Below are 25,619 nucleotides of genomic sequence, written 5' to 3'. Positions count from 1 at the left end.
TGCAGGCGCTGGCTTACCAGGCAGCGAGAGAACGTAATCCTGCGTGGCGGCGAGTTGCCATTCAGATGAAATGCGGCAAAGCGCGATCGAGCAGTTGCAAATGATAAGGGCGATGGAATGGACGTAAAGACGCTTTGTCTCGGGGTTCTCAGCCGTGGAGATGCCAGCGGCTACGAGATCAAGAAAGCTTGCGAGGAAGGGCCTTTCAGTCACTTTCAAGACGCAAGCTTCGGCTCCATCTATCCGGCACTGGCAAAGCTCTCGGCGGAAAAGCTCGTCGACTGCCACCAAATGAGCCAGGAAAAGCGCCCGGACAAGAAGGTCTATTCAATTACGCCAAGCGGGCGCACGGCTTTGTTCGAAACGCTGCTGCTGCCGCCGGCTCCGGATAAAGTGAATTCCGACTTCTATTTCATGACCTTCTTTGCCCAGCTAATGCCGACCGACGTTTTGCGTTCCATTCTTGAAAAACGCATCACCTGGTACGAAGGCGTTGTCGAACGCATGAAAGACTGCAACCTCGCCATTCGGCCGCCCGGCGAGCGTTTCACGCATGGCCTTGGGCTTGCACATTACCGGGCAGAGATCACATACCTGAAAGAGAATATGGATCAACTGCTTGACCAGATCGCATCGGAACAGTCAGCCGACGCGGAAATTCCACAAGCACCCAAGACCGCAGCCCTATAGAAATGCGTCCGCTCACGGATGCAAACGCCATGATCGCACAAAGAAAACGGATCTCCTGATGAAACGCTCTCTTGTCATAGCTGTCGTCCTGGCACTGGTCGTCGTAGGCTGGATCGCCTCCGGCCAGATGGGACATAGCGACAACGCTCCGGTCGTCCAAAAGCCACCCGCGAATCTAGAAGCCAGCACGCACATCGCTTCGGTGCGGGTCCGCGCGCAGTCGGCCGTCCCTTACCGTGTCGATGTGGTTCTGCGCGGCAGTACCGAAGCCATCCGCAAGGTCAACGTGAAAGCCGAAGCCTATGGCCGGGTTGTCGAGCTGAATTCGGAGAAGGGCCATAGCGTAAAGTCGGGTGACATTATTGTTCGGCTGTCGCCTGAAGAGCGTCCCGCGATGCTGGAAGAAGCCCGAGCGCTCTACGAACAGCGCCGGATCGAGTATGAAGCCGCACGCAAGCTATCGAAAAAGGGCTTTCGGGCGGAAACTCAACTGGCAGCCTCAAAAGCAGATTTACAAGCCGCCGACGCCGCCGTGAAACGCGCCAAAGTCGCGTTGGAAAACATTGTCATCCGGGCGCCCTTCGACGGCTTCGTGGACGACCGCATGGTTGAGATCGGCGACTTCATAGATAAGGGCGATCCCATCACCAAGGTTGTCGATCTGGATCCGATCCTGGTCGTGACCCAAATCAACGAGCGCGCCATCAAGCAGCTTTCGGTGGGCGAACCCGGCTACGCCCGGCTGATCACCGGCGACAATGTCGAAGGTAAGATCCGCTTTATTTCCACGGTTGCCGATCCGCAGACCCGCACTTTCCGCGTGGAAATTGAAGTGCCGAACCCCGACCGAAAGATTCCTGATGGACTGTCCGCGGATGTTCGCCTGCCGCTTGAAGAAATCAACGCGCACCTGGTTTCGCCAGCCATCCTGTCTTTGACCGATGAGGGCGAGGTCGGGGTCAAGATCGTCACCAGCGAGAACCTGGTCAAGTTCGTCCCTGCGACGATCGTGGCCAACGGCGCGTCGGGCGTGTGGCTGACCGGTCTGCCGGAAGCAGTCGCACTGATAACGGTTGGCCAGGAGTTCGTGACCGATGGGCAGAAGGTCAATCCGATCGACGAAGCAACGCTCGAGCCCATAGAGATCGGGAGTAATTCGTGAACGCCATCATCGAGGCAGCCGTCACGCATTCACGCACGGTTATCGCAACGCTGATCCTGATCCTGATTTCGGGCACCTATGCCTACATCACGATCCCGAAGGAGTCGGAACCGGACATCAACATTCCGATTCTTTACATCAGTCTGCATCACGAAGGCATCTCGCCTGAAGACGCCGAACGCCTGCTGGTCAAGCCGATGGAGCAGGAATTACGAGATGTAGAAGGCGTCAAAGAGATGCGCTCCACAGCCTACCTCGGCGGTGGCAGCGTGCTTCTGGAATTCGAAGCCGGCTTCAATGTCGATATCGCCATTGCCGACGTGCGTGAAAAGGTCGACCTCGCAAAACCGGAACTGCCCGACGATGCCGACGAGCCAACGGTCAACGAAGTCAATCTAAGCCTGTTTCCCGTGCTTGTGGTCTCGCTGTCGGGCAACGTCCAGGAGCGGACTCTGTTGCAGCTGGCCCGTGATCTGCAAGACAAGATCGAAGGCATCGGGACCGTGCTGGAAGCCAAGATCGCCGGCGACCGCGATGAACTGGTCGAGTTGATTGTCGATCCCCTGGCTCTCGAAAGCTATAATCTCAATGTCACCGACATCCTCAACCTGGTCTCCCGTTCCAACCGTGTGATTGCGGCCGGATCGGTCGATACCGGCCAGGGCCGTTTCTCGGTTAAGGTCCCGGGTCTGTTCGAAACCTCTGACGACATTCTCAACATGCCGCTCAAGGTAAACGGCGACGCCATCGTTCGTTTCCGGGACGTCGGTACCCTGCGCCGGACCTTCAAGGACAGCGAAGGTTATGCCCGCACCAACGGGCGACCCGCTATCGCCCTGGAAGTTTCCAAGCGCACTGGCTCCAACATCATCGAGACCATCGAAAAAGTCCGTGCCGTGGTCGAGCACGAGCGCAGGTTCTGGCCGGAAGAGGTTGTCGTCTCCTTCAGCCAGGACAAGTCCAACGACATCCGCAATAATCTGCTGGACCTGCAAAACAATGTCATCAGCGCCATCCTGCTGGTCATGGTGGTGGTGGTCGCGGCCTTGGGCCTGCGCTCTGCCGGACTGGTCGGCATCGCCATACCAGGATCTTTTCTCGCGGGCATTCTGGTCCTCTATGCCATCGGCTTCACGGTCAACTTCGTCGTGCTCTTCAGCCTGATCCTCGCCGTCGGGATGCTGGTCGACGGCGCGATCGTCGTCACCGAGTTCGCCGACCGGAAAATGAGCGAAGGGCTGACACCGAAAGAATCCTACGCACTGGCTTCCAAACGCATGGCCTGGCCCATCATCGCTGCGACCGCGACGACGCTCGCCGCCTTCCTGCCTTTGATGTTCTGGCCCGGCGTGGTCGGGGAGTTCATGAAGTTTTTGCCCATCACGCTGATTGCGACTTTGAGCGCATCACTGTTGATGGCACTAATCTTCATTCCCGCCCTCGGTGCCAATCTCGCCGGATTCATGCGGTTCCTACTGCCGGTTCTGGCCACAGCACTCGGGGCGTTGATTCTTGCGCAAGCCCTGCCCGGCGCTCTGGTCGCAATCGGTGTCTTTGCCCAAGCGCCAAGTTTTGTCGGGCTGGTATCGGGACTGCTGGGCGCACTGATAGGGCTCATTGTCGGGAACTGGCTTGGCCGTCGCGCCTTCGAGAGTCTAAATGCCGTACGGCCGGTGTCCGATGGGTCGCATCATTCACTGGCAGCAGATGCGGAGTTCGACTTAAAAGAGATCAAGGGTTTCACCGGCGTATATCTACGTGTTCTGCGCGGTGCCCTGCGCGCGCCGTCGCTGGTGATACTGGTCGCAGTCGCCATGCTTATCGCCGTCCAAGTCGCTTACAGCACCTACGGTAAGGGGGTTGAATTCTTCCCTGACGTCGAACCGGAGAACGCGATCCTTCAAGTGCATGGTCGCGGCAATCTTTCGATCAACGAACGCGACGCCCTGCTGCGCGAAGTCGAAGAGCGCGTCATGGATCTGCAGCGCGAACATGGCGAGTTTCACACCATCTTTGCCAAAAGCATGGCAGCCTCCGGCCGGCAGGACGACGAAGCGGAAGATCTCGTCGGCATCATACAGCTCGAATTCACTGACTGGTTCAGCCGCCGTCCGGCAGATGAAATCATCGCCGACATCCGGGAACGCACAAATCCGCTGGCTGGCATCTTCGTCGAACCCCGGAAGGAGGAGTCCGGTCCGCCCGTCGGAAAGGCTGTCCAGGTCCAGGTGTCATCTTCCTTTCCCGACCTGATCGAGCCCGTCGCAAAGAAGGTCGCCAATGCCATGGTCGAGATGGGCGACTTCGTGGACATTGAGGATGGCCGCCCGGTGCCCGGTATCGAATGGGAGCTCGCTGTCGACCGTGCACAGGCTGCCAAGTTCGGGGCGGACGTGACCCTCATCGGCAGCTATGTCCGGATGGTGACATACGGCACCAAACTCGGCGAATTCCGGCCGGACGACAGCAACGAAGAAATCGATATCGTAGTGCGCCTGCCCCGGAGCTATCGCAATATTGATCACCTCGACGATCTTCGCATCCAGACCAATTCCGGACTTGCGCCGATCGCGAACTTCGTCACCCGCACGGCCAAGCCCAAGGTTGGCTTGCTGCGCCGTACGGACGGCAACCGGGTCATGACCGTCAAAGCGGATGTCGCGCTCGGTGTGCTCGCCGACGCCAAAGTTACCCAGATGCGCGAATGGCTGCAAAACGCGGAACTCGATCCGCGCGTCAACATCACGTTCAAGGGAGAGGACGAAGAGCAGAAGAAAGCGCAGGACTTCCTGGTCAAGGCCTTCATGGTCGCCCTCTTCATGATGGCCATCATCCTGGTCACGCAGTTCAACAGCTTTTACAGCGCATTTCTGATCCTGACGGCTGTGATCATGTCGACCATCGGCGTCATGATCGGCTTGCTGGTGACGGAACAACCCTTTGGCATCGTGATGTCGGGCATCGGCGTGATTGCTCTGGCGGGTATCGTGGTCAACAATAACATCGTGCTGATCGATACCTTCGACCGCATCCGCGAGACCGGTGTGCCGGCAAGGGAGGCCATCCTGCGCACCGGCGCACAGCGCCTGCGTCCGGTTTTGCTGACGACGATCACCACGATCCTCGGATTGATGCCCATGGTCCTAGCCATGAACATCGACTTCGCCTCCCGGTTGGTTCAGATCGGTGCACCCTCGACACAGCTCTGGACGCAGCTCTCCACTGCAATCGTCTTTGGGCTCGGTTTCGCGACGGTTCTCACGCTGCTCTTCACACCTTGTGCCCTGATGTTGCGGGAAAATATCCGGACGCGATTTGCCCCCAAGGAAACCGATTCAAAAGATTCGCATAGCGGGCGCGGCAAGCTCCCGCCCCTGCCCGTCCTTCCCTCAGGTGCCAAAAATGACGATGGGGATGGCTTGCCTGCCGTCGCCGAATAGCAGGACAAAGGCGTCGCCCAGGAGTCAGTGGCGCGGCTCGTCGTCGGTAAAACTGCCAGCGGCAGCGGTAACCCGCGTGATTGTCGTCACCCAACAGAGTGCTCCGAAGACCCAGGCGATCAGAGAGAAATTCTGAGAGAACAGGCACATCAGGACGAAGGCGGCGATGGTCTCACTGCCTTCGGTCAGTCCCCCCAGGTAGTAGAGCGACTTCTTCCCGCGGATGTCCGTCGTGATCTTGCGCTTCTCCGCAAAGATGGCATAGGCGAGAAAAGACGAGCCCGTCCCAACGAAGGACAGAATCAAGAAGGCCGCAGCAACAGCGTTTTCCTCCGGCCGTGCCAGCGCGAAGCCGAAGACGAAAGCCGAATAGACGATAAAGTCGCCGACAATGTCCAGGTAACCGCCGAAGTCCGTCAGCTTGCTATGGCGCGCGACGGCACCGTCGAGACCATCGAGAAGCCGGTTGGCAAGAAACAGAACCAGTCCGATCCAATAGGCCTCAAATGCAATAGCTGCAGTTGCGGCCAAGCCCAACACCACTGCACAATAAGTGACGTGATCCGCCCGGACTCCGACCTGCACAGTGAAACGGCCGATCCGATCCATCGTCGGGTCGATTTGACGCCGCATCCAGGCATCAATCATACCGGTTTCCCCCTAACGTCGAGTATCGGAGAATGCGATCTTGCAAACCTTGTTCAGTGAGATTTGGGCTCTTGACCTTCGGGGTTTGCAACACCCGCCTCGGCGTCCCCGGTAACCGCCGTTTCATGCTCAGGCATGGACGAACGCATCTTCCGAAATGAAATCTGCGCCATCGGAATGCTCACGAGATACGCCAACCCTGCAACACTGAGAGTCACCCAGGGTGTACTGACCAGGAAGGCCGCAAAGGCGCCCACAGCGATCAGAACAAACCCGACATGGCGCAGTGGAACCTTGATGCGCTTTGAGGAATAGGTCGGCAGTTGGCTCACCATCAAAGCGGCGACACCGATAAAGACCACGCCATTTAAAATCTGTGACCGGAAAATATCGTCCCCGAGCTTGAAACTCAGGACCATCGGCAGAAGCATCAACCCCGCGCCGGCCGGCGCTGGGACGCCGACGAAAAACTTACTCGACCAGGACGGCGCATCATCCTGAGTGAGGGCTGCATTAAAGCGCGCCAACCTCATGGCGCAGCACATGGCGTAAACCAGGACGAGCGCCCAGGCCATGCCGCCAAGATCCTGCATCGCCCAGAGATAAACGATGATCGCCGGCGTCACGCCGAAATTCACAAAATCGGCCAGGGAATCAAGTTGCGCACCGAACTCGCTGGTCGCCTTCATCATCCGCGCAACCGGTCCATCCAGGCCATCGATCACCATGGCAACGACAACCGCAGCCACCGCCACTTCCCAGCGATCTTCGAGTGCCCAGCGAATCGCCGTCATTCCGGCACAAAGCCCCATGAGCGTCAGAGCATTGGGAATCAGCCGGTTAATTGAAAGCCCGCGTAGGCGACGGCGACGGCGCGTGATCATTTATCGAATCTCCCCCGCTCGAATTTCTTCGCTCGAGGTCAAATCCGCAATGATGGTCTCGCCACCGATCATCCGTTGGCCGACGATCACCATGGGGGCGACGCCGTCGGGAAGATAGATATCAGTCCGGCTGCCGAAGCGGATTAGACCGAAGCGTTCCCCGCCACGGACCGACTGGCCGTGAGTGAGGTTGCAGATAATGCGCCGGGCAATCAGCCCCGCGATCTGCACAAAGGCGATTTCACGGCCGTCGCTCGTCGTCATCCGAACCGACTGGCGTTCGTTCAGATCAGAGGCCTTATCCATCGCCGCATTAAGGAACGCGCCCTCATGATATGCCAACTCAGTAATGGTGCCGTCAGTGGGCACGCGGTTGACGTGCACATCGAACACACTCAGAAAAATACTCACCCGCATCAGCGAAACATCGCCCATGCCTAATTCAGCAGGCGGCACGGCCGGTTCAACAGCGGAAACCAGGCCATCCGCAGGGCTCACGACCAAGCCGGGACGTACCGGTACGAACCGATCCGGATCGCGGAAAAAGTAGGTGCAGAAAGCTGCAAGGAGAAGGCCCAGCCAGACGAGCGGCGGCCAGACCAGAGCGAGGATCACAGCCAGCAGCAATGCACCGGCAATAAATGGCCAGCCGGCCCGATTAACCGGGACCAGCACGTACTTAAGCAAATCTTTCTCCATTGCTTCAAAACCCGCAAATATTCGGCGCATCATAGAGATCGCCTGACTTCACCGCAAACGCAGTGTCGTGGTCATATCAGCCTTTATCATCATTGGGATTGTCTTTGCCGTCACCAAGTTTCACTCGGATATTTTTATTATTGGATCTAATAGCTTAGTGATCTCCGTTCGACGGGCCGAAGTGGTCGAAGTTCCTGAAACCCGCACCCGGCCTCCGCTTATCGGCGGAAGGCAAATGTTAGAACAGCCAGCCTTCGCTACACCATCTTCAAATCCGAATCGATTCGCCGCGAAGATCAACCGCCGCTCGGCACGCGGAAGATCTGTCCGGGATAGATCAGATCGGGGTCGCGAATCTGTTCTTTGTTGGTTTCATAGATCACCGTGTAGCGCGTCCCCTGACCGTAGGTCGCCCGGGCGATACGCCACAGGCTGTTGCCCGGCTGGACAGTCACAAAATTTTCGTCCGGATGGCTCTCAACAGTATCAGCCCGGGAAAAAGGTGATTCAACACGTGCCGTTACGCGGCCTGTGTTTTCTATTTGATCGACGCGAAGCTTATGCAGTCCGATCGGCACAAGATCTTCAGGCGTCATGGCCCAACGGCCAGCATCATCAGTCAGGGCCTCGCCCACTGGCAGATTATCGAGGTAGATGATCAATGCGGCTCCCGGCGTTGCCCGACCACCGATAACAGCACGACCTTCATCGTCGTAATCGACCGAATCAAGAAACAGGCTTCCGTTTCCAATGCCCTCACCTGTCAATTCTGGCTGCTGAAGAATGCGGGTCGGGCCGGTGCCGCTACGGGGAACGATAACCGCGATCGGTTCCTTGACCTCAACCTCTGCAGTGGCAATCTGGCTCGGGGCAACCGGATTTTCTTCGGTATCATCATCCGCATCTACAGCACCAGGCGTCACAGTGTCCTTGGCCGTTCCAGATGCGACCGGGTCGTCATCGACGACAGGTGGTTGCACAGCTGCAATCTGGGAGCTTGCATCCTCGCCGCCTGACGGCTTAACCCCCTCGGCAGAGGTCAATGCGGCATCTGACCCGCTCAGATTTGCTTCCGGTCCGGTATCATTGCCAGAAGCAGCGTTGCCAGAGACATCTGGCTGCGTGCCCGCAACGTCGCTTTGCGCGACCGAGGTTCCAGATCCTGTTTCGACTTGCGGCTCGGGGACAGCGACAATAACCAGATTGTCGGATTCGACCACCGGCTGGTCGGCCTGGCGGGCTGTAATGCCGAGGCTGTGGCTGCCCGGCCGCAGCGGAACGTCCAGTATCAGAACCCATTGGCCGCGTGAATCAGCGGTTACGATTCCAAGCGGCGTGTCGCCATCATAGATCGTCACCTCGCTACCGGCCGGCGCACGGCCGGCGAGGATCGCCTCACCTGTCTTTTCGACCCGAACGACATCGAAAGACGGAACCGGACCAGCCGGCTTTTCCGGGGCAGATTCTGTAGAAAGCGGCTCCTTTACCCGTGCGACGACCTGCGGCTGCTTCGGTTGCTTGATCGCCGATGTCTCGTTGCTTTGCGAACCGGCGCTTTGATCGGAGGTACCAGAGCCAGCTGCTGTACTCGACGTCTTGCTGCCGCTCGCAGCGGACTCAGTGCGACTGGCCTGCTGGTCGGCTGGCACCGCGCTCGATGACGTGGATTTCGATTTGAGTTGTTCGGGATTGGCTTGGTTTGCGGCCTGCTGGTCATTAACCGCGGGCGCAGCCGGCGCACTTCCGTTCGCAGTCGTGTCAATGGCTGGCGCTTCATCGTTTGCTGCGCTTGAGCTCGGTTCGTTTGAACTAGACTCGCTTGAGCTAGCCTCTCCAGAACTGGATGTTTCTGCAGCCGGCACAGCGGGACTTGCGACCTGGACATCGGATTCCGTACTGCCGCCCAGCCAGTAGTAAACGCCAAAAGCAGCCGCGAAAATAACGACCACAACTGCAGCGACAAGACCTAGAGAACGCACACGCCCGACTCCTTACTCAAGTCTCTAGCCTATAATGCTCCCCCCCTGTATGCAATTACATCACCCAGCAGCTTCGCCAATGCAAAATCGAGCACTGGAATTATCCAAGAAATCGTGACCTATCAATATCTTAACGGGTTAATCTTCCAACCCTCTCGAACCACCAGATAAGGGTCAATTGGTAAAGACTCCGATTCTAGTACAGTTAAAAGTCTTCTTAAGACTGCGAGTTTGATCTCTAATATATAAGTGCGAGTCTTGGGCTGTGCCGGATTCTTCACTCAAATTTGACAAGACCCCGCTCCTACCTTGTGACATCAGCTTCCAACAATCACACGTAAACCAACAGAAACGCTGCCTCTTTCCGCCTAATGCCAATGACTTTTCCGCCCGAATAAGGAAGCCTGCGACATGACACAAATATCCGCTCTCTGCATCTATTGCGGCGCCTCACAGAACGTCGATCCGCGCCATCTTGAGAAGGCAGGTGAGCTAGGGCGGGTAACAGCTGAGAAAAGCATCGATCTCGTCTATGGCGGCGGTCATTCAGGCATGATGGGCGCTGCCGCTGACGGCGCACTTTCCGCCGGCGGACGGGTTATCGGGATCATTCCCGAACACCTCCGCGCGCGTGAAGCCGCCCACACCGGTGTTACAGAGATGGTCGTTGTTGATTCCATGCATGTGAGGAAGCAAATGATGTTCGAGCGTGCAGACGCATTCTGCATCCTGCCAGGCGGTCTCGGCACTCTGGACGAAACCTTTGAAATCATTACCTGGAAGCAACTCGGCCTGCATGATAAGCCGGTTATTCTGCTGAATCTTTTCGGGTTCTGGGAACCTCTGTTGGAAATGGTCCAGCGCCAGATTGATGGTGGTTACCTGCATGAGGATCCGGCTTATCTCTTTTCCCTCGCTGACGATATCGAAGGGGTGTTTACGGCCATCGCATCGGCTGCGGCAGCGAAGGTAAAACCTGACAGTTCACGCCTCTGACGGCCCTGGTACAGCTTCAAACACCGTAACATCTACGCGACTTATTGCAGGTGCGAAGCCAGTCGCCTTGCGTGGCCGTAAAAGGCTGCTATGTTTCCGCCGACTTTTCGACATCGGCATCGCCGGACGACACGTCCTGGCGAGCTGACCAAGGGCGTAATTCCGGAGGAGCATATGGCAAAGATCAAGGTCCAAAATCCCATCGTTGAACTCGATGGCGATGAAATGACGCGCATCATCTGGGCGAAGATCAAAGAGAAACTGATCCTCCCCTATTTAGACGTTGATCTTAAATACTACGATCTCTCGGTTGAGAGCCGCGACGCGACGGACGACCAGATCACAATCGATTCCGCCAATGCCATCAAGGAACATGGCGTCGGCGTGAAGTGTGCCACCATCACGCCTGACGAAGCCCGGGTCGAAGAGTTCAAGCTGAAAAAGATGTGGCGGTCCCCGAACGGCACCATCCGTAACATCCTAGGCGGCACCGTCTTCCGCCAGCCGATCATCATGAACAACGTGCCGCGTCTTGTGCCAGGCTGGACCCAGCCAATTGTCATTGGACGTCACGCATTCGGCGATCAGTACCGGGCCACCGATATGGTCGTGGAAGGCCCCGGCAAGCTGACCATGACCTTCCAGCCTGCAGACGGTGGTGAAGCCGTGACCCATGAGGTTTTCGACTTCCCGGCCGGCGGCGTCGCCATGAGCATGTATAATCTGGATGATTCCATACGCGGTTTTGCCCGGGCCTGTATGAACTACGGCCTCGACCTCGGCTGGCCGGTCTATCTCTCCACCAAGAACACCATCCTGAAGGCATACGACGGTCGATTTAAGGATATTTTCCAGGAAATATTCGATGCAGAGTTTGCCGACAAGTTCGCGCAGAAGGGTATCTCCTACGAGCATCGCCTGATCGACGACATGGTCGCCGCCGCCCTCAAGTGGTCAGGTGGCTTCGTCTGGGCCTGTAAGAACTATGACGGCGACGTTCAGTCCGACATTGTTGCACAGGGCTTCGGCTCCCTCGGCCTGATGACCTCTGTACTGATGACCCCGGACGGAAAAACCGTCGAGGCGGAAGCCGCGCACGGCACGGTCACCCGGCACTACCGGATGCATCAGCAGGGCAAACCGACCTCGACCAACCCGATCGCATCGATCTTCGCCTGGACGCGCGGCCTCAAGTACCGTGGCGCCTTCGACGGTACACCGGAGGTCACCAACTTCGCCGAGACACTCGAGAAAGTCTGCATCGATACTGTTCAAAGCGGTGACATGACCAAAGATCTAGCCTTGCTCATCTCGCCGGACCAGAAGTGGCTGACGACAGAAGAGTTCATGAGCAAGATCGATGAGAATCTCCAGAAAACGATGAGCTGAGGAAGAAACATGCGGTTTTTGAAAAGCTTTGCCGCGCTGTTGCTCGGTGTTGCCTTAAGCATCAGTACGGCCCAGGCGGCCGATCCGGAAAACACATTGGTCATGGAACTGCCGGCCGGGCAGGTTCTGATTGCCTTGCGCCCGGACCTCGCCCCCAACCACGTCACCCGGATCAAGGAACTGACCCGGCAGGGTTTCTATGACGGGCTGGTATTTCATCGCGTGATCGATGGTTTCATGGCGCAAACCGGCGACCCCACCGGCACCGGCCGGGGCGGATCCGGTCAGAATATCACCGCGGAATTCACCCGCGAACCCTTCAAGCGCGGCACGCTCGGCATGGCCCGCTCACGGGATCCGAATTCAGCCGACAGCCAGTTCTTTGTCGTCTTCGAGCGTGCGAGCCATCTGGATACCAAGTATACGGTCTGGGGCGAGGTGGTTTCCGGAATGCAGTTCGTCGACCGGCTTAAAAAAGCGCCGCGCGGCCGCCAGAGCGGCACTGTCGATAATCCCGACGCCATCGTCACCATGAAGGTTCAGGCCGACGTTAAGTAACTCCGCGTGCTTTTCGCCGAGCCGATATCCTAAATCCGGGGCGTGTAAATCCAAGCCCCGCTGCGAATAGAAAGAAAGTGCCATGACCGCCAACGCCGAAGACACCATGGTCATCGAACTGGAATGGGGCGAAATCTCCATCAACCTTCGTCCCGACCTTGCTCCCAACCATGTCGCCAGGATCAAAGAGCTGGTCAGGGAAGGTTTTTACGACGGTATTGTGTTCCACCGCGTCATGGATGGCTTTATGGCCCAGACCGGTGATCCGACAGGGACAGGGACTGGCGGTTCCGGCCAGCGGCTCGGCGCTGAGTTTACGTCCGAGCCCTTTGGCCGCGGCACCGTGGGTATGGCGCGCGCCAATCACCCTGATACCGGGGACAGTCAGTTCTTTATCTGCCTGGACGACGCCAGCTTCCTGAACGGCCAGTACACCGTCTGGGGTGAAGTCACGGACGGCATGGATCATGTCGACCGGATCAAGAAGGCATCAGCCGGCAGCCAGAGCGGTCAGGTCGAAGATCCCGATGCAATGGTTCGCGTACGCATCAAAGCCGACATTGACGCGTAAACCCAATATAGCGTGTTAAGTTCGGCCTAAAGCCCGAGCGAAAACAAGAAAAAGCCCGCCAATCCGCCGATCAATCGGTGTTCTGGCGGGCTTTGTTTTGGATGGCTGTGTTACGTCAACCAGCCGCGATCGCTGTTTCCACGGCGGAAATCGCCGCTTGCGCAGAAGCGCCATCGGGACCGCCGGCCTGGGCCATGTCGGGCCGGCCACCACCGCCCTGTCCCCCAAGCGCAGCCGAACCGGCACGGACCAGATCCACAGCCGAATACCGGCTGGTCAGGTCTTCTGTCACGCCCACGACGATCGACGCCTTGCCGTCATTGACGGCAACCAATGCTACGACTCCGCTGCCAAGTTTTTGCTTTAGATCGTCGGCGGTCGCTTTAAGGTCTTTTGCGGGAACACCATCCAGAACTCGCGACGCCAGCTTGATACCAGCAACGTCCTTGGCGGTGTCATTTGACGCTCCACCGCCACCGGTTGCGAGCTTGCGCCGGGTATCGGCGAGCTCGCGCTCCAGCTTCCGGCGCTCGTCCATCAGGCTCTGGATACGATCGGACAGATCACCAGGCGCGACCTTGAGCGTGGCGGAAGCCTCGCTCAAAAGTTTGTCCTGGCGCGCGACATAATCGATCGCCGCTTGGCCGGCCACTGCTTCGATCCGGCGAACGCCAGACGCCAGGGCACCCTCGCTCACAAGCTTCAGAAAGCCGATATCTCCGACCCGCGTCACATGCGTGCCACCGCAAAGTTCGGTGGAATATGCATGGCCTTCGGTCACACCGTCCGCTCCGCCCATGGACAACACGCGAACTTCGTCGCCATACTTTTCACCGAACAGCGCAAGTGCCCCGGCGGCAATCGCCTCGTCGGGTGTCATATAACGCGTTGTCACTTCCGCGTTGCCGCGAATCCGCTCGTTGACCTCGTTCTCGACGGCCAGCAGATCTGCAGCCTCGATCGCCTTTGGATGGCTGATGTCGAAGCGCAGCCGGTCAGGTGCCACCAGCGACCCCTTCTGGGTCACGTGGTCTCCCAAGCGCCGCCGGAGAGCCTCGTGAAGGAGATGGGTCGCGGAGTGATGCGCCCGCAAGGCTGCACGGCGCACAGAATCGATGGTCATCTCAACCGCGGTGCCGACCTTCAGCGCCCCCGCCGTCACCTTCCCTATGTGAACGAAGACGCTCCCGAGCTTTTTCTGCGTGTCGATAATTTCGACACGGGTGTCGCCATCACTCAAAAGTCCGGTATCGCCCATCTGTCCGCCCGACTCACCATAGAAGGGCGTCTGGTTGGTGATGATCATCACCTCCTGGCCTGCCTTGGCCTCCTGAACTTCAGCGCCATCGACGATAATCGCCGTCACCTGCCCCTCTGCGCTCTCGGTGTCGTAGCCCAGGAAATCGGTGCCGCCGAGGCGGTCATGGAGGTCGTACCAGAGCGTCTCTGTCGCAGCTTCCCCCGAACCGCTCCAGGCTTTGCGGGCTGCCGCACGCTGCCGCTCCATCGCCGCGTTGAAACTCTCCAGGTCAACGGTTTGACCCTGGTTGCGCAAAATGTCCTGGGTAAGATCCAGAGGAAAGCCGTAGGTGTCATAAAGCTTGAAGGCGACCTCGCCATTCAATGCCTGGCCCTCTCCAAGCTTCTCCGTCTCGCCAGACAGCAACTTCATGCCGCGATCCAGGGTCTGGCTGAAACGCCCCTCTTCCAGTTTCAGAGTCTCGGCGATCAGGGCCTCCGCACGCTTAAGCTCGGGAAACGCCTGCCCCATCATCTCAACCAGCGTCGGCACCAGCCGCCAGATCATCGGATCCTTGACGCCCAGAATATGCACGTGGCGCATGGCACGTCGCATGATCCGCCGCAGGACATAGCCGCGCCCGTCATTGGACGGCAGCACGCCGTCGGCAATCAAAAAGGCGGTCGAGCGCAGGTGATCGGCAATCACTCGGTGGGAGACAGCATGTTCGCCGTCAGCTGACACGTTCGCGGCGTCCGCGGAGGCGTCGATGATCGTGCGCAGCAGGTCGATGTCATAGTTGTCATGCTTACCCTGCAGGACCGCGGTCAGCCGCTCCAACCCCATACCCGTATCGATCGAGGGACGAGGCAGATTGACGCGGCTTTCCTTGTCAAGCTGCTCGTACTGCATGAACACCAGGTTCCAGATCTCGATGAAGCGGTCGCCGTCCTCATCCGGACTGCCGGGAGGACCACCGGGAATATGCGGACCGTGATCGAAGAAAATCTCGGAACAGGGGCCGCAGGGTCCAGTATCACCCATCGCCCAGAAGTTATCGGAGGTTGGGATGCGGATCACCTTGTCATCGCTCAAGCCGGCGATCTTCTTCCACAACCCGGCCGCATCCTGGTCTTCGGAATAGACCGTAACCAGCAGCTTCTCTTCTGGCAGACCATAGACCTTCGTGATCAGATCCCAGGCCATTTCGATCGCCTGATCCTTGAAGTAGTCGCCGAAGGAAAAATTGCCCAGCATCTCAAAAAAGGTGTGGTGGCGGGCTGTATGCCCGACATTTTCGAGATCGTTGTGCTTTCCCCCGGCGCGGACGCACTTTTGCGACGTGGTGGCGCGGCTGTAAGGCCGGCTCTCCTGCCCGGTAAAGACATTCTTGAATTGGACCATGCCGGCATTGGTAAACATCAGCGTCGGATCGTTCCTCGGCACAAGCGGCGAGGAGGCAACGATCTCGTGCCCGTGCTTCTCAAAGTAGTCCAGGAATGTGCTTCGAATCTCGTTACCGCTGGTCATGGTCCGACTTCATCTCTCAACCGTCGTTATCGCTTCCTGCCGCCATTTTTCGCGCTTTGCGCGGACCACGGGGTCAGGTTCATCCGATGTTCAACTTAAACATAAGGCGTCGGTTTGTAGCCTGCCACTTCGAAGCTGTCCAGCAAGCACGCCCAGCCGCCAGCCCAAAGCCGCCACAAGGAAAATTCAGATCAGGCTGGTGCAATGCCGGGCTTGATGATCCGAACATAGAAGGTAAGCAAGAAGGCGACGCCCGGGTTGGTCGCTGCCAACGGAAAATTGATTGGATCAATGGGTATCGGCGACACGAAATTAACCCGGCCAAATGGTTCCAAATGCCCGGCAAATTCTCTAGGATTGCGCCATGATTAATCTGCTTCAGGCAGCCGCCATCAAAGCGGCTGATAAATCCACGCTTTTCGGCCGTTTTTTCTCCCGTAGAGCTGGATCTCTTTCACAGGTCCTGGCGACCCTGCTCGCCGTCTTCGCGCTTGCCGCGCCGATGGCCGGGCCCGCTTCGGCTCAGACCACCACCGTCCCAGCCCAAAGCACCACGCCCGCGCCCGACGGTGCAACGACTGTGGCGACGCACGCGGATTGGACGGTTCGCTGTGGCCCGAACCCGCAGACGCAGACCGAAGTCTGCTATATGGTCCAGCAAGTGACCTCGAACGATACCGGGCGCGCCGTCCTGCAGGTCGCGATCGGCAAGTTTGGACCGGACAAACGGGACGTCGCTCTGGTAACGCTGCCGCTTGGTGTAAGGCTGCCGCCCGGCGTTGCCATCGAGGTAACTGGCAAGGAACAACGGAAACGTCCCTTCGAGCGCTGCCTCAGAATTGGGTGCCAGGCACAATTACCGTTGGATGACGTGACCCTGAACGAATTCAAAGCAGGTATCGGCGGGCGCATTCTTTTTCAGGATGCAACAGGGCGCACGATTGCCCTGCCCTTTTCTCTCAAGGGCTTCACCGCTGCCTTCGCGGGCGTTAAGTAAGAATTGAACCACAGATAAATAATTGGCGGTGCCGCTCGTACGACAGCGCTTTCGGGTAGCGGCGGCCCACACGCGGCACCGCGCAGTTAACTGGCCTGTTTGCGATAATCACCGAACAGTCATCACAAAACAGCTGCCTCACCAATGTACAAAAAGCCGGGTGGTTTTTTCCCACCCGGCTTTCTTAATGGATAGCCCTGGACGCGAACTTCCAAGGTTTAAATCAACACCGGTTACAGCTGTCGAAAGATCGTCCAGAGGCAGAGGTCAGTTAGACAAAGCCTTCTCGGACTCTTTCCGTGCCTGCGTCAGTTCCCGCTGCCGGCTTCTTCGGTGCCTTCCAGCATCGAAGTCGCGACAAGACCGGCGTTCTGGCGGATCGCCCGCTCCAGTTTCTCTGCCGCTTCCGTATTGTCACGCAGGAACTTTTTGGCGTTTTCCCGCCCCTGACCAATCCGCTGCCCGTCGTAAGAGAACCAGGAACCTGACTTTTCGACTATGCTGGCCGCAACGCCCAGATCCAGTAGCTCTCCGGTTTTAGAGATGCCCTGTCCGTACATGATATCGAACTCGATGATCCTGAACGGCGGCGCCATCTTGTTCTTGACGACCTTAACTTTGGTTTGGTTGCCGACAACCAAATCGCGATCCTTGATCGCTCCGATCCGCCGGATGTCCAGCCGGACCGATGAATAGAATTTCAGTGCATGACCGCCAGTTGTGGTCTCGGGGTTGCCGAACATCACGCCGATCTTCATGCGAATCTGGTTGATGAAAATCACCAGTGTCTGGGACTTCGAAATAGAGCTCGTCAGCTTTCGCAGGGCCTGACTCATCAAGCGCGCTTGCAGACCGGGCAGCGAATCGCCCATCTCGCCTTCCAGTTCGGCCTTTGGTACGAGCGCCGCCACCGAATCAATCACAAGAACATCGATTGCGCCGGACCGCACCAGAGTATCGACAATCTCAAGCGCCTGCTCGCCGGCATCCGGCTGCGAGATTAAAAGCTCACTGACGTTACAGCCCAGTTTACCGGCATAAACCGGATCGAGCGCATGCTCGGCATCCACAAAGGCGCAGGTTCCGCCTGCCTTCTGTGCCTCGGCAACAACATGCAGTGCCAAGGTCGTCTTACCCGATGATTCAGGGCCGTAGATCTCGACGATTCGGCCACGCGGCAAGCCGCCAATTCCAAGCCCGATATCCAATCCCAGCGAGCCGGTCGAGACCACTTCAGTCTCAACGACCTGATCTTCGCCAAGCCGCATAATCGACCCCTTGCCAAAGGCGCGCTCAATCTGGCCCAAGGCGGCATCCAATGCCTTCTGTTTGTCCACGTTATTCCCTTCGACCAGACGCAATGCGCTCTCTGACATGATGATGCCTTCCTTATCTCATAGGGGTGTCGCAACTGCAATGCGCGGATTGTACCGGTTTTGTTCTGGTGTTCAAGAAAAAAGATCAAAACAGGAACATTCAACGTTTTCAAAAGCTAATCATCGAGTTTTACCGTCTGGCCGGGAAGTGAATCATCAGGATTTCGAACCGTCCTTCATCGAATCGAACAGAACACCCGACTTCCACTTCCCTATCGCTATTGTTATGTCCAGCTGTACAAGCTTGGCGAAAATCGAAACACATAAGCTGGCGGAATCCTTTTTCCGCCCTAACTTCACCTGGGGTATGCTGAATAGAGATGGCGTTACCTTATCGGCGCAAAGATCGAAGGGCTGAGGAATGACTGGTTTTGTAGCGGCACGAGGACGATCAGTCACAGTCAGCTTGTTGGCGGCACTGGCTGCTTTGATCTCTGGGCCAGAGGACACAGTGGCGGAAGGCGAGAACACCGAACTTCGCTATCAAGTGGCCTGGGGAAACATGACGCTGGCAGAAGCCAAGGTGAATTTTGCACTGGGCGAGGAACGGTACGAGATTGAGGGCAGCGGCGAAAGCCAGGGCGCTCTTGCTTTCTTCTTTCCTTGGAAAGGTTCGGCCCGCACGGTCGGAAAGACAACTTCAGACGGCTACAGCGTGTCCCGGCACGATAGCGAAGGCAGTTATAAGGACAAAACCCGCAGAACAACGGTGCTCTGGACCGTCAACGAGCCGCTTCCGACGCTCGAAGCCGAGCCGCAACCCGATCTTTCCGAAGTAACGCCGGTTCCCGAAGCCGAAACCGCAGACACTGCGGATCCCTTTACGGTGCTCATAAGCACACTGGATAAGCTGGAACAGGGCGATCCCTGCGAGGCTGAGGCGCGCGTCTGGGACGGGCGCAGGCGGTATGATTTGAAGATCGAACACATCGGTGAATCGGAACTATCGCCGGACCGTCCCTGGGCTTATAGCGGCGCGGCCATCGGTTGCCGTCTGACCTATACACCGATTGGCGGATTTCGCCGGGAGTCGGAATGGAAGGACAAACAGGACGAAATAAGCCGGGTGATCTGGGTCGGCCGGTTGCCTAATGAACAGCTGGTCCCGGTGAGAATCGAACTTTCCGCTCCGATCGGTAATTTCGTCGGCCGCCTCTACACTCAATAGATCCGGCAACAGCCTGATCGTCAGACCAACTCGCTGCCGATGACGTCCTTCACCTTGGCGGCAAGTTGCTTGAGGCTGAAGGGTTTCGGCAGGAAATGAATCCCCTCGTCTTCACCCAATTTCTGGCGAAAATTATCCTCGGTATAACCCGATATGAAGATGACCTTGAGTTCCGGATGCGAGTCACGCACCTTCTTGACCAGGGTCGGCCCGTCGACGCGCGGCATCACCACATCGGTGATCAGAAGATCGATGCGCTCACTGGCTTCGCGTAGAACTTCCAGTGCCTGCTCGCCGGAATTCGCCTCCAGCACATTGTAGCCTTTGTTACGAAGCGCCCGAGACCCGAAGGCGCGAACAGCGTCTTCATCCTCGACCAACAGGACGTTTCCGATGCCGGTTAGATCCTTTTGGCCCTGGGCTTCGGATTCGACGGCAACAACCCCGGGCTCCGAACCGGCGACATGGTGCGGCAGGAACAGCGAGAATATCGTCCCCCGCCCGACCACGGAATCGACAAAGATGAAACCGCCGGTCTGTTTGACAATGCCATACACTGTCGAGAGGCCAAGGCCGGTCCCCGCGCCGACTTCTTTGGTCGAAAAGAAGGGGTCGAAAATACGATCCAGGATATCGCGTGGAATGCCACAGCCCGTATCCTCGACCTCGACAACGACGTAATCCCCTCTGGGCATCACTTCGCCCTTGTAGTTCTTGTCTTCCTCAACCGTGACGTTCGCGGTGCGGATGGTCAGCGCGCCGCCGTCAACCATGGCATCGCGTGCATTAACAGCCAGGTTGATCACCACCTGCTCTAACTGCCCCTGATCGGCCTTCACCAATCCGAGATCCCGGCCATGAACCATCTTCAAATCGATGTTCTCGCCGATAAGCCGCGCCAGCAAGTGAGACAGTTCCGCCAGGATATCGGTGATCACCAATTGCCTCGGCTGCAGCGTCTGTTGACGCGAAAACGCCAGCAGCTGACGCACGAGGTTGGCCGCGCGATTGGCGTTCTGCTTGATCTGCATGATATCGGCGAAGGACTGATCGCCCGGGCGGTGGCGCAGCAGCAGTAAGTCCGAAAAACCGATCATGGCCGTCAGAAGATTATTGAAGTCATGCGCGATGCCGCCGGCCAGTTGTCCGACAGCCTGCATCTTCTGCGACTGTGCAAACTGTTCTTCCAGGTTCTTCTGTTCGGTAGTGTCGATAAAGTGGGCAATAAAACCTGCCGTCGCGCCATCGCTGCCGGCCATCCGGGTGACGTAGACCGTGCAGACGAGCTCTCCTCCGTGGAACCCCAGTTCCAGGGTGATCTGACGGCCACTGTTCTGTTGATCGCCCAATGCAGCTTGGAGTGCCGGCCGGTCATCTGGAACCGCCATATCGATCAGCGAAAGTCCACCGATATCGCCTGATTCACGCAAAAGGCTGCGGAAGGTCCGATTACTCTCGGTCACGCAGCCTTTCGGGTCGATCAGAGCGATACCAACTGGCGCCTTTTCGAAAAAGCTCTTGAAACGCTCTTCCGAGCGCTCGAGCGCCCTGGCAACAGCCCGCTCGCTGGAAAGATCGCGGACCACCGAACGCGTACAGAGTCCGCCACGCTCGTCCGCCGGCACGACATCTTGGCTGATGAAGGCCACAAACTTACTGCCATCGCGCTTTTTAAGGGTCACCTCACCCTTTGCAATGTTCTCGTCCGTGAAGGGACTGTAGGGCGCAAAATCACCGTCGTTGTCCAGGATGTCATGAAGGCGGAGCGTGCCACTCTCAAGCTCCGCATGGGTGCGTCCCAGCCACTCCGCCAACATCTGATTGACGAACAGAAACCGGCCCTCGCCATCGACCGAGTAGAACCCTATCGGTGCATTTTCCAACAAATCCGCAAAGCGGTTCTGCTGATCGTTGATCACCTGCTCCATCTGGCGCCGCAGGGTGATGTCATCGACAAACCAAAAAACGTAGCCGGGCCAGCCTTTGACCGGATAAGCGGCAACGTAGCGCCACTGGGTTTCAATCTCACCCGGCGAGCCGTCATCTCCCGACAGGGTTTCTCCGCCGCCCGGAATTCTGATTTCCGCGTAGCCTTCCAGTCCGTTTTTGGCTTTGGCGTCGAGCATCTCAATCTGCTCACGGACCTCCAGGTCGCCGCGTGTTTCAGCGACCAGAAGATCTGGGATCGGTTTGTCGACCTGGCCGAAGAGTTCGTAAAATGCGGCGTTTGACTGCACCACCTTGCCATTCGGCGCCACGATCTGGCGAGGCCGCGAGACTGAGATGAAAGCGGCTTCGTAAAGCGAAAGATCCCGCTTGATCCGGCGCCAGCCGATCAAAGCATAAAGCGCAACCGCAGCCAGGACGGCAATGATGATCCAATACGCTATCTCAATACCCACGAGCGATCACTGCCCTATGCTGTTGTTCTTGTCCGGCATCCCGGCTGCCGCGAATCGACCGCGGCGAATCGCCGCCAAATACCAGCGCATGGTAGCCTCTGCGCCGGATCTTCACCAGATCGGCCGTCGGCAGAGAGATATCGGCAACCTCCGGCATGAATCCCAACATCGCCAGATTTGTAACACTACGCCTCTTCGTTGCTCCTGCTGCCAAGTTAAGTCCCCCGCACCTTGGGCATCTTGCCGCGCAGACGCATGACGTAACCAATGACCTCCGCCACCGCCGTATAGTGTTGTGGCGGTATCTGCTCATCCAGCTCCACACCGCCATAGAGGGCCCGGGCCAGCGGTGGGTTCTCCATCACGGGGACATCATGCTTCTTTGCCATCTCGCGAATTCGCAGCGCGACCTCGTCGGCACCCTTCGCCGTCAGGATCGGCGCCTCCATGGTTTCGGCGTCGTATTTCAGCGCCACCGCGTAGTGGGTCGGGTTGGTGACAACAACGTCGGCCTCAGGCACTGCCGCCATCATCCGCCGGCGGGCGCGTTCCGCACGCAACTGCCGCAGGCGCCCTTTGACGATCGGATCGCCTTCGGTCTGCTTGAACTCGTCTTTGATCTCCTGCTTCGACATCATCAGCTGTTTGGTATGCTGAAACTTTTGAAACAGGAAGTCGGCGCCGGCAATCACAGCCATAATCGACAGCACGCCAATCAAGATGTGAACGGCGATCTCCTGCAACAGCAGAAGCAGCTGCGACACCTCCATCGAGGTAATCTGCGGGATCATCTCCCGGCGTGGCGACATCATCATGACGATGATCACGCCAACAAGGGTGAGCTTGGCGATACCCTTGGCAAATTCCGCCAGTGACTTGACAGAAAACAGCCGCTTCAAGCCTTTCTGCAGCGAGATCTTTTCGAGACTTGGTTTAAGGGATTCTGCCGAAACCAGCCAGCCGATCTGTAGAAATGACGAGGTAACAGCAGCCGCAATTGCGACAAGCGCCGGCAGAATGACGAGAGTACCGACACCCATTAGAACCTCGCTGACGAGGCCCCCCAGACTTTCGCGGTCGATACGGATTGCATGGGGGTTTTCCAGAAAGCGCACCATCTGATCGCCCAAGCCCTGCGTGAGGGAGGCGCCGAACACCCCGATCATCGAGGCAAAGGCCAGCAACATGAACCAGTGCGAAACCTCCTGCGATTTGGCCACCTGCCCCTTCTCGCGCGCATCGTCGAGCTTTTTTTGCGACGGGTCTTCGGTTTTTTGGGATTCGTCCGTATTGTCGTCAGCCATAGTCTCGCGCTCCTATAGCTTCGACGGCCGGACGCCGACACAGATCATTATCTGTTTCATGACGGCGCCAAAAACGGCATCAGGGTTTCCCGGAATTGGGTGATGTACCAGCCCATCATGACCGGCAGCGAAATGAACAGGATGATAAAGCCGACCGCCACCTGCATCGGCATGGCAACGAAGAAGATCTGCACTTGCGGCATCAAACGGCCGAGAATGCCGAGCCCGAGGTAAAAGACGATGCCCACGGTGATAAAGGGTGCGGCGAGTTGGAAGGCCAGCAGGAAGGTTTTTGAAACAACGCGGGTTATCATCTCGCTGAAGTCACCGAGCTGCAGAGCCTCACCGGGTTTGAACAGTGCATAGCTGTCGGCGACCGCCATCAGCATCGCGTGATGCAGATCGAGCTGGAAAATCAACAGAACGGCAATTGTCGTCAAGAAGGACGCGACAATGGAGCCCTGTTGCTGCGAACTGGGGTCGTTCACCAGCGCGTTGGCCATCGACGTCATGAAGGCGATGATCATTCCCGCTGTCGCCATTACAGCGATGAACAGCCGGGTCACGGTGCCGAGAAAAAATCCGATAATCACTTCGCCAATGATCAGCACCACGAGCACTAAGGCTGACTCAGGCTGCGGCGGAACGTATTCGCGCACCACAGGCGCAATGATGACCGAGAGGAAGAGAGCAAGCATCAGGCGCGCACGCGGCGCGACATAAGGCTCGCTGAAGCCGGGCAACAGCAGCATCGCTGCACCGACGCGCACGAAAATAAAGAGAACGACAAAGAGCTCGGTGGATAAAAACTCTTCGAGCATTCGTCGTTACCCTAACGAGACGATGCGGTCCATCAGGGTCTTCGTAAAGTTCATCATGGTTCCGAGCATGAAGGGCATGAAGACGACAATACCCAGGCACACGGCAACAATCTTCGGCACAAACGAAAGCGTCATTTCCTGCATCTGCGTGAGTGCCTGGAACAAGGCGATCAAAAGGCCGACGCCCAGCGCGATCAAGATGATCGGCGCTCCGATCTTGAGCGTGATGTAAATGGCTTCCCTGGAAACTTCGATGACTTCTACGGGGTTCATACGACCTGTTCTCGGAAAAAAGTACTAAACGAAATGATGAATTGCGCGCGTAAGACTGTGCGTAACTGAAAGGAAGTTTGACCGTCAGGTGCAGAGGCTCGGGGAGTCGGGATCGAAGATGCCGTTAGATCGGCATCCGCAGGATTTCCTGATAGGCCTGTACAACCCGGTCCCGGACGGTGACAACGGTCTGCAGGGTGACCTCGGCCTTTGACATGGCAGTCACGACCTCGGTCAGATCTGCTGTACCGGCCGCCGCCTTCAGGCTCTGCATTTCGCCTTCGTTCAAGGTGCCCACGACCTCGTCGGCCATGCCACGCAGCGTAGAGGCAAAGTCTTCACTCGGCGCAATGGGATTGGAACCCGAAGGCTTTACGGTGTCTTTACCAGCAACCTTCTGATAGGCGCTGACGGCATCGGAAAAATTCACAGGCATGATCAACTCCGCCCCCACCAGGTTTGTGGGTCTGTCGTCTCTGCCTTCTTGGCGTACTATGCAGCCGCCATCCTGGCGGCCTTGTCATTCGCGTTCGACCCCAGAGGCCAAAATCAACTCAAAATCTGCAGTGTCTTTTGCAGCATGTTCCTGGAAGCCTCGATCGCTTTGAGATTCGCTTCGTAACTGCGCTGTGCTTCGCGCATGTCCGACATCTCGATCAAGGTGTTCACATTCGGGCGGAGGACATAACCATCCTCATCAGCCGCCGGATGTCCGGGCTCGTAACTGCGCGAAAACTCGCTCTTATCCGTCATGACTTTGCGCACGCGAACGGTTTCCACGCCCAGTTCGCGGTCCAGTGCGTTGCCAAAGGAGACAAGCTTGCGGCGGTATGGGACACCGCCCGGAGTCTGCGAGACCGAATCGGCATTCGCGACGTTCTCGGCAATCACACGCAGGCGGGTGCCTTGCGCCTGCATCCCCGAAGCCGCGATATGCAATGTCTTGAACAGATCCATCTTTTCTCCTCGGCTCAAACCAACGTGACGTCGCTCGTACATCGGTCACTGCCGTCAGCGACAAACAGTGGCAAAAAAATTTTAGCCGGAGCCCTTCAGCGCCAGCTTGATCATGTTGACGTGCTTACGGTAGAGCTGCGTCATCATCTGATAGTCGGTCTGGTTTTGCGTCATGTTGACCAACTGCTCTTCGATGACCACCGCGTTTCCTGCCGGCGCCGTCTCATAGAGTTCCTCTTGGTCCCGCGAACGCCCATCCGGATCACGCAGCGATACACCCTGAATGTGGCTGCCGTTGGTCGAGGTCGGCCGCAGAGCCGGCGACTGCCGCTCAACCATGCGTTTGAACGACCCATCCTTGAGATCCTGCGGGATATATTTCGGAGTATCAGCGTTGGCGATGTTCTTTGTCAGAACAGTCTGGCGCGCAGACAGCCATTGCATGCGTTTTGTGAGCACATCGGTAATGCTAAATTTGCCGTTCATAGCGTCCGCACAGACCTACTTTTGGGACCATTCCCTAAGATTTATCTTA

23 protein-coding genes are annotated in these 25,619 nt (G+C 57.6%); 9 read left to right on the top strand and 14 right to left on the bottom strand.

Annotated elements, in window-relative coordinates:
• Positions 1-117 precede the first annotated feature (117 nt).
• Genes QMZ18_RS19440 through QMZ18_RS19430 form a run of 3 tightly spaced genes read left to right on the top strand, consistent with a single transcriptional unit; the run spans position 118 to position 5,292 of the window.
• Complete coding sequence (locus QMZ18_RS19440; RefSeq protein ID WP_282608010.1) at positions 118-690, top strand: PadR family transcriptional regulator; 573 nt, start codon at positions 118-120, stop codon at positions 688-690.
• Between the two features lie 58 nt (positions 691-748).
• Entirely contained in the window at positions 749-1,852 is a 1,104-nt protein-coding gene (locus QMZ18_RS19435) for an efflux RND transporter periplasmic adaptor subunit (RefSeq protein ID WP_282608009.1), read from the top strand.
• Positions 1,849-5,292, top strand: coding sequence for an efflux RND transporter permease subunit (locus tag QMZ18_RS19430; protein WP_282608008.1), 3,444 nt, complete (start codon positions 1,849-1,851; stop codon positions 5,290-5,292). Before QMZ18_RS19435 ends, QMZ18_RS19430 begins: the two co-directional genes overlap by 4 nt.
• 24 nt (positions 5,293-5,316) lie before the next feature.
• Here QMZ18_RS19430 and QMZ18_RS19425 read toward each other — a convergent pair whose 3' ends face one another.
• The 4 genes from QMZ18_RS19425 to QMZ18_RS19410 form a co-directional block, all read right to left on the bottom strand.
• Positions 5,317-5,940, bottom strand: coding sequence for a CDP-alcohol phosphatidyltransferase family protein (locus QMZ18_RS19425; protein WP_282608007.1), 624 nt, complete (start codon positions 5,938-5,940; stop codon positions 5,317-5,319).
• A gap of 53 nt (positions 5,941-5,993) precedes the next feature.
• Positions 5,994-6,824, bottom strand: a complete 831-nt coding sequence (gene pssA, locus QMZ18_RS19420; protein WP_282608006.1) for a CDP-diacylglycerol--serine O-phosphatidyltransferase — start codon at positions 6,822-6,824, stop codon at positions 5,994-5,996.
• Complete coding sequence (locus tag QMZ18_RS19415) at positions 6,825-7,523, bottom strand: phosphatidylserine decarboxylase (RefSeq protein ID WP_282608005.1); 699 nt, start codon at positions 7,521-7,523, stop codon at positions 6,825-6,827. It lies immediately after the preceding gene.
• A gap of 296 nt (positions 7,524-7,819) precedes the next feature.
• On the bottom strand, positions 7,820-9,502 hold the full coding sequence (locus QMZ18_RS19410; RefSeq protein WP_282608004.1) for a LysM peptidoglycan-binding domain-containing protein: 1,683 nt from the start codon (positions 9,500-9,502) through the stop codon (positions 7,820-7,822).
• 411 nt (positions 9,503-9,913) lie between these two features.
• On the opposite strand from QMZ18_RS19410, the gene QMZ18_RS19405 reads away from it, so the two are divergent.
• The 4 genes from QMZ18_RS19405 to QMZ18_RS19390 all read left to right on the top strand — a co-directional run bounded on the left by QMZ18_RS19405 (position 9,914) and on the right by QMZ18_RS19390 (position 13,016).
• Positions 9,914-10,498: a TIGR00730 family Rossman fold protein gene (locus QMZ18_RS19405; RefSeq protein ID WP_282608003.1), complete on the top strand. Its 585-nt coding sequence runs from the start codon at positions 9,914-9,916 to the stop codon at positions 10,496-10,498.
• Positions 10,499-10,672: 174 nt separating this feature from the next.
• Positions 10,673-11,887 (top strand): NADP-dependent isocitrate dehydrogenase, encoded by a 1,215-nt coding sequence (locus QMZ18_RS19400; RefSeq protein ID WP_282608002.1) that lies wholly within the window; start codon positions 10,673-10,675, stop codon positions 11,885-11,887.
• 9 nt (positions 11,888-11,896) lie between these two features.
• A complete protein-coding gene (locus QMZ18_RS19395; RefSeq protein WP_282608001.1) occupies positions 11,897-12,445 on the top strand; it encodes a peptidylprolyl isomerase in 549 nt (182 codons plus the stop codon).
• Between the two features lie 82 nt (positions 12,446-12,527).
• Positions 12,528-13,016 (top strand): peptidylprolyl isomerase, encoded by a 489-nt coding sequence (locus tag QMZ18_RS19390; protein WP_282608000.1) that lies wholly within the window; start codon positions 12,528-12,530, stop codon positions 13,014-13,016.
• Between the two features lie 115 nt (positions 13,017-13,131).
• On the opposite strand, the gene alaS is transcribed toward QMZ18_RS19390, so the two are convergent.
• Positions 13,132-15,786 carry an alanine--tRNA ligase gene (gene alaS, locus QMZ18_RS19385; protein WP_282607999.1) on the bottom strand — a complete coding sequence of 885 codons (2,655 nt, stop codon included), beginning with the start codon at positions 15,784-15,786 and terminating at the stop codon, positions 13,132-13,134.
• A 364-nt stretch (positions 15,787-16,150) separates the two neighbouring features.
• On the opposite strand from alaS, the gene QMZ18_RS19380 reads away from it, so the two are divergent.
• On the top strand, positions 16,151-16,783 hold the full coding sequence (locus QMZ18_RS19380) for an invasion associated locus B family protein (protein WP_282607998.1): 633 nt from the start codon (positions 16,151-16,153) through the stop codon (positions 16,781-16,783).
• 308 nt (positions 16,784-17,091) lie between these two features.
• Here QMZ18_RS19380 and recA read toward each other — a convergent pair whose 3' ends face one another.
• Entirely contained in the window at positions 17,092-18,159 is a 1,068-nt protein-coding gene (gene recA, locus QMZ18_RS19375; protein WP_282607997.1) for a recombinase RecA, read from the bottom strand.
• 361 nt (positions 18,160-18,520) lie between these two features.
• On the opposite strand from recA, the gene QMZ18_RS19370 reads away from it, so the two are divergent.
• Positions 18,521-19,327 carry a DUF3108 domain-containing protein gene (locus QMZ18_RS19370; protein ID WP_282607996.1) on the top strand — a complete coding sequence of 269 codons (807 nt, stop codon included), beginning with the start codon at positions 18,521-18,523 and terminating at the stop codon, positions 19,325-19,327.
• Positions 19,328-19,347: 20 nt separating this feature from the next.
• Here QMZ18_RS19370 and QMZ18_RS19365 read toward each other — a convergent pair whose 3' ends face one another.
• From QMZ18_RS19365 to flgB, 8 genes are all read right to left on the bottom strand, one after another.
• Positions 19,348-21,729: a PAS domain-containing sensor histidine kinase gene (locus QMZ18_RS19365; protein WP_282607995.1), complete on the bottom strand. Its 2,382-nt coding sequence runs from the start codon at positions 21,727-21,729 to the stop codon at positions 19,348-19,350.
• The gene (locus QMZ18_RS19360) at positions 21,719-21,886 is read right to left on the bottom strand and encodes a hypothetical protein (protein WP_282607994.1); all 168 of its coding nucleotides are present in this window, start codon (positions 21,884-21,886) and stop codon (positions 21,719-21,721) included. The genes QMZ18_RS19365 and QMZ18_RS19360 overlap by 11 nt, the downstream gene beginning before the upstream one ends.
• 58 nt (positions 21,887-21,944) lie before the next feature.
• Positions 21,945-23,033, bottom strand: coding sequence for a flagellar biosynthesis protein FlhB (gene flhB / locus QMZ18_RS19355; protein ID WP_282607993.1), 1,089 nt, complete (start codon positions 23,031-23,033; stop codon positions 21,945-21,947).
• Positions 23,034-23,089: 56 nt separating this feature from the next.
• On the bottom strand, positions 23,090-23,854 hold the full coding sequence (fliR, locus tag QMZ18_RS19350) for a flagellar biosynthetic protein FliR (protein WP_282607992.1): 765 nt from the start codon (positions 23,852-23,854) through the stop codon (positions 23,090-23,092).
• Between the two features lie 6 nt (positions 23,855-23,860).
• Entirely contained in the window at positions 23,861-24,127 is a 267-nt protein-coding gene (gene fliQ / locus QMZ18_RS19345; RefSeq protein ID WP_282607991.1) for a flagellar biosynthesis protein FliQ, read from the bottom strand.
• Between the two features lie 124 nt (positions 24,128-24,251).
• Positions 24,252-24,563 (bottom strand): flagellar hook-basal body complex protein FliE, encoded by a 312-nt coding sequence (fliE, locus tag QMZ18_RS19340; RefSeq protein WP_282607990.1) that lies wholly within the window; start codon positions 24,561-24,563, stop codon positions 24,252-24,254.
• 113 nt (positions 24,564-24,676) lie between these two features.
• On the bottom strand, positions 24,677-25,084 hold the full coding sequence (gene flgC, locus QMZ18_RS19335) for a flagellar basal body rod protein FlgC (protein ID WP_282607989.1): 408 nt from the start codon (positions 25,082-25,084) through the stop codon (positions 24,677-24,679).
• Between the two features lie 81 nt (positions 25,085-25,165).
• Positions 25,166-25,570 carry a flagellar basal body rod protein FlgB gene (flgB, locus tag QMZ18_RS19330; RefSeq protein WP_282607988.1) on the bottom strand — a complete coding sequence of 135 codons (405 nt, stop codon included), beginning with the start codon at positions 25,568-25,570 and terminating at the stop codon, positions 25,166-25,168.
• Positions 25,571-25,619 lie beyond the last annotated feature (49 nt).

It is taken from the genome of Pelagibius sp. Alg239-R121 (assembly GCF_947331435.1).
Taxonomy (GTDB): Bacteria; Pseudomonadota; Alphaproteobacteria; order Kiloniellales; family Kiloniellaceae; genus Denitrobaculum.
Note: the sequence above shows the minus strand (reverse complement) of the source record. Positions and strands in the feature narration are given on the sequence as shown.

Coding starts and splice junctions, on each gene's coding strand:
- flgB (WP_282607988.1), bottom strand. CDS start 25,570: ATGAACGGCAAATTTAGCATTACCGATGTGCTCACAAAACGCATGCAA.
- QMZ18_RS19405 (WP_282608003.1), top strand. CDS start 9,914: ATGACACAAATATCCGCTCTCTGCATCTATTGCGGCGCCTCACAGAAC.
- recA (WP_282607997.1), bottom strand. CDS start 18,159: ATGTCAGAGAGCGCATTGCGTCTGGTCGAAGGGAATAACGTGGACAAA.
- pssA (WP_282608006.1), bottom strand. CDS start 6,824: ATGATCACGCGCCGTCGCCGTCGCCTACGCGGGCTTTCAATTAACCGG.
- QMZ18_RS19395 (WP_282608001.1), top strand. CDS start 11,897: ATGCGGTTTTTGAAAAGCTTTGCCGCGCTGTTGCTCGGTGTTGCCTTA.
- flgC (WP_282607989.1), bottom strand. CDS start 25,084: ATGGATCTGTTCAAGACATTGCATATCGCGGCTTCGGGGATGCAGGCG.
- fliQ (WP_282607991.1), bottom strand. CDS start 24,127: ATGAACCCCGTAGAAGTCATCGAAGTTTCCAGGGAAGCCATTTACATC.
- alaS (WP_282607999.1), bottom strand. CDS start 15,786: ATGACCAGCGGTAACGAGATTCGAAGCACATTCCTGGACTACTTTGAG.
- fliR (WP_282607992.1), bottom strand. CDS start 23,854: ATGCTCGAAGAGTTTTTATCCACCGAGCTCTTTGTCGTTCTCTTTATT.
- QMZ18_RS19400 (WP_282608002.1), top strand. CDS start 10,673: ATGGCAAAGATCAAGGTCCAAAATCCCATCGTTGAACTCGATGGCGAT.
- QMZ18_RS19380 (WP_282607998.1), top strand. CDS start 16,151: ATGATTAATCTGCTTCAGGCAGCCGCCATCAAAGCGGCTGATAAATCC.
- QMZ18_RS19425 (WP_282608007.1), bottom strand. CDS start 5,940: ATGATTGATGCCTGGATGCGGCGTCAAATCGACCCGACGATGGATCGG.
- flhB (WP_282607993.1), bottom strand. CDS start 23,033: ATGGCTGACGACAATACGGACGAATCCCAAAAAACCGAAGACCCGTCG.
- fliE (WP_282607990.1), bottom strand. CDS start 24,563: ATGCCTGTGAATTTTTCCGATGCCGTCAGCGCCTATCAGAAGGTTGCT.
- QMZ18_RS19435 (WP_282608009.1), top strand. CDS start 749: ATGAAACGCTCTCTTGTCATAGCTGTCGTCCTGGCACTGGTCGTCGTA.
- QMZ18_RS19390 (WP_282608000.1), top strand. CDS start 12,528: ATGACCGCCAACGCCGAAGACACCATGGTCATCGAACTGGAATGGGGC.
- QMZ18_RS19360 (WP_282607994.1), bottom strand. CDS start 21,886: ATGCCGGAGGTTGCCGATATCTCTCTGCCGACGGCCGATCTGGTGAAG.
- QMZ18_RS19370 (WP_282607996.1), top strand. CDS start 18,521: ATGACTGGTTTTGTAGCGGCACGAGGACGATCAGTCACAGTCAGCTTG.
- QMZ18_RS19415 (WP_282608005.1), bottom strand. CDS start 7,523: ATGGAGAAAGATTTGCTTAAGTACGTGCTGGTCCCGGTTAATCGGGCC.
- QMZ18_RS19440 (WP_282608010.1), top strand. CDS start 118: ATGGACGTAAAGACGCTTTGTCTCGGGGTTCTCAGCCGTGGAGATGCC.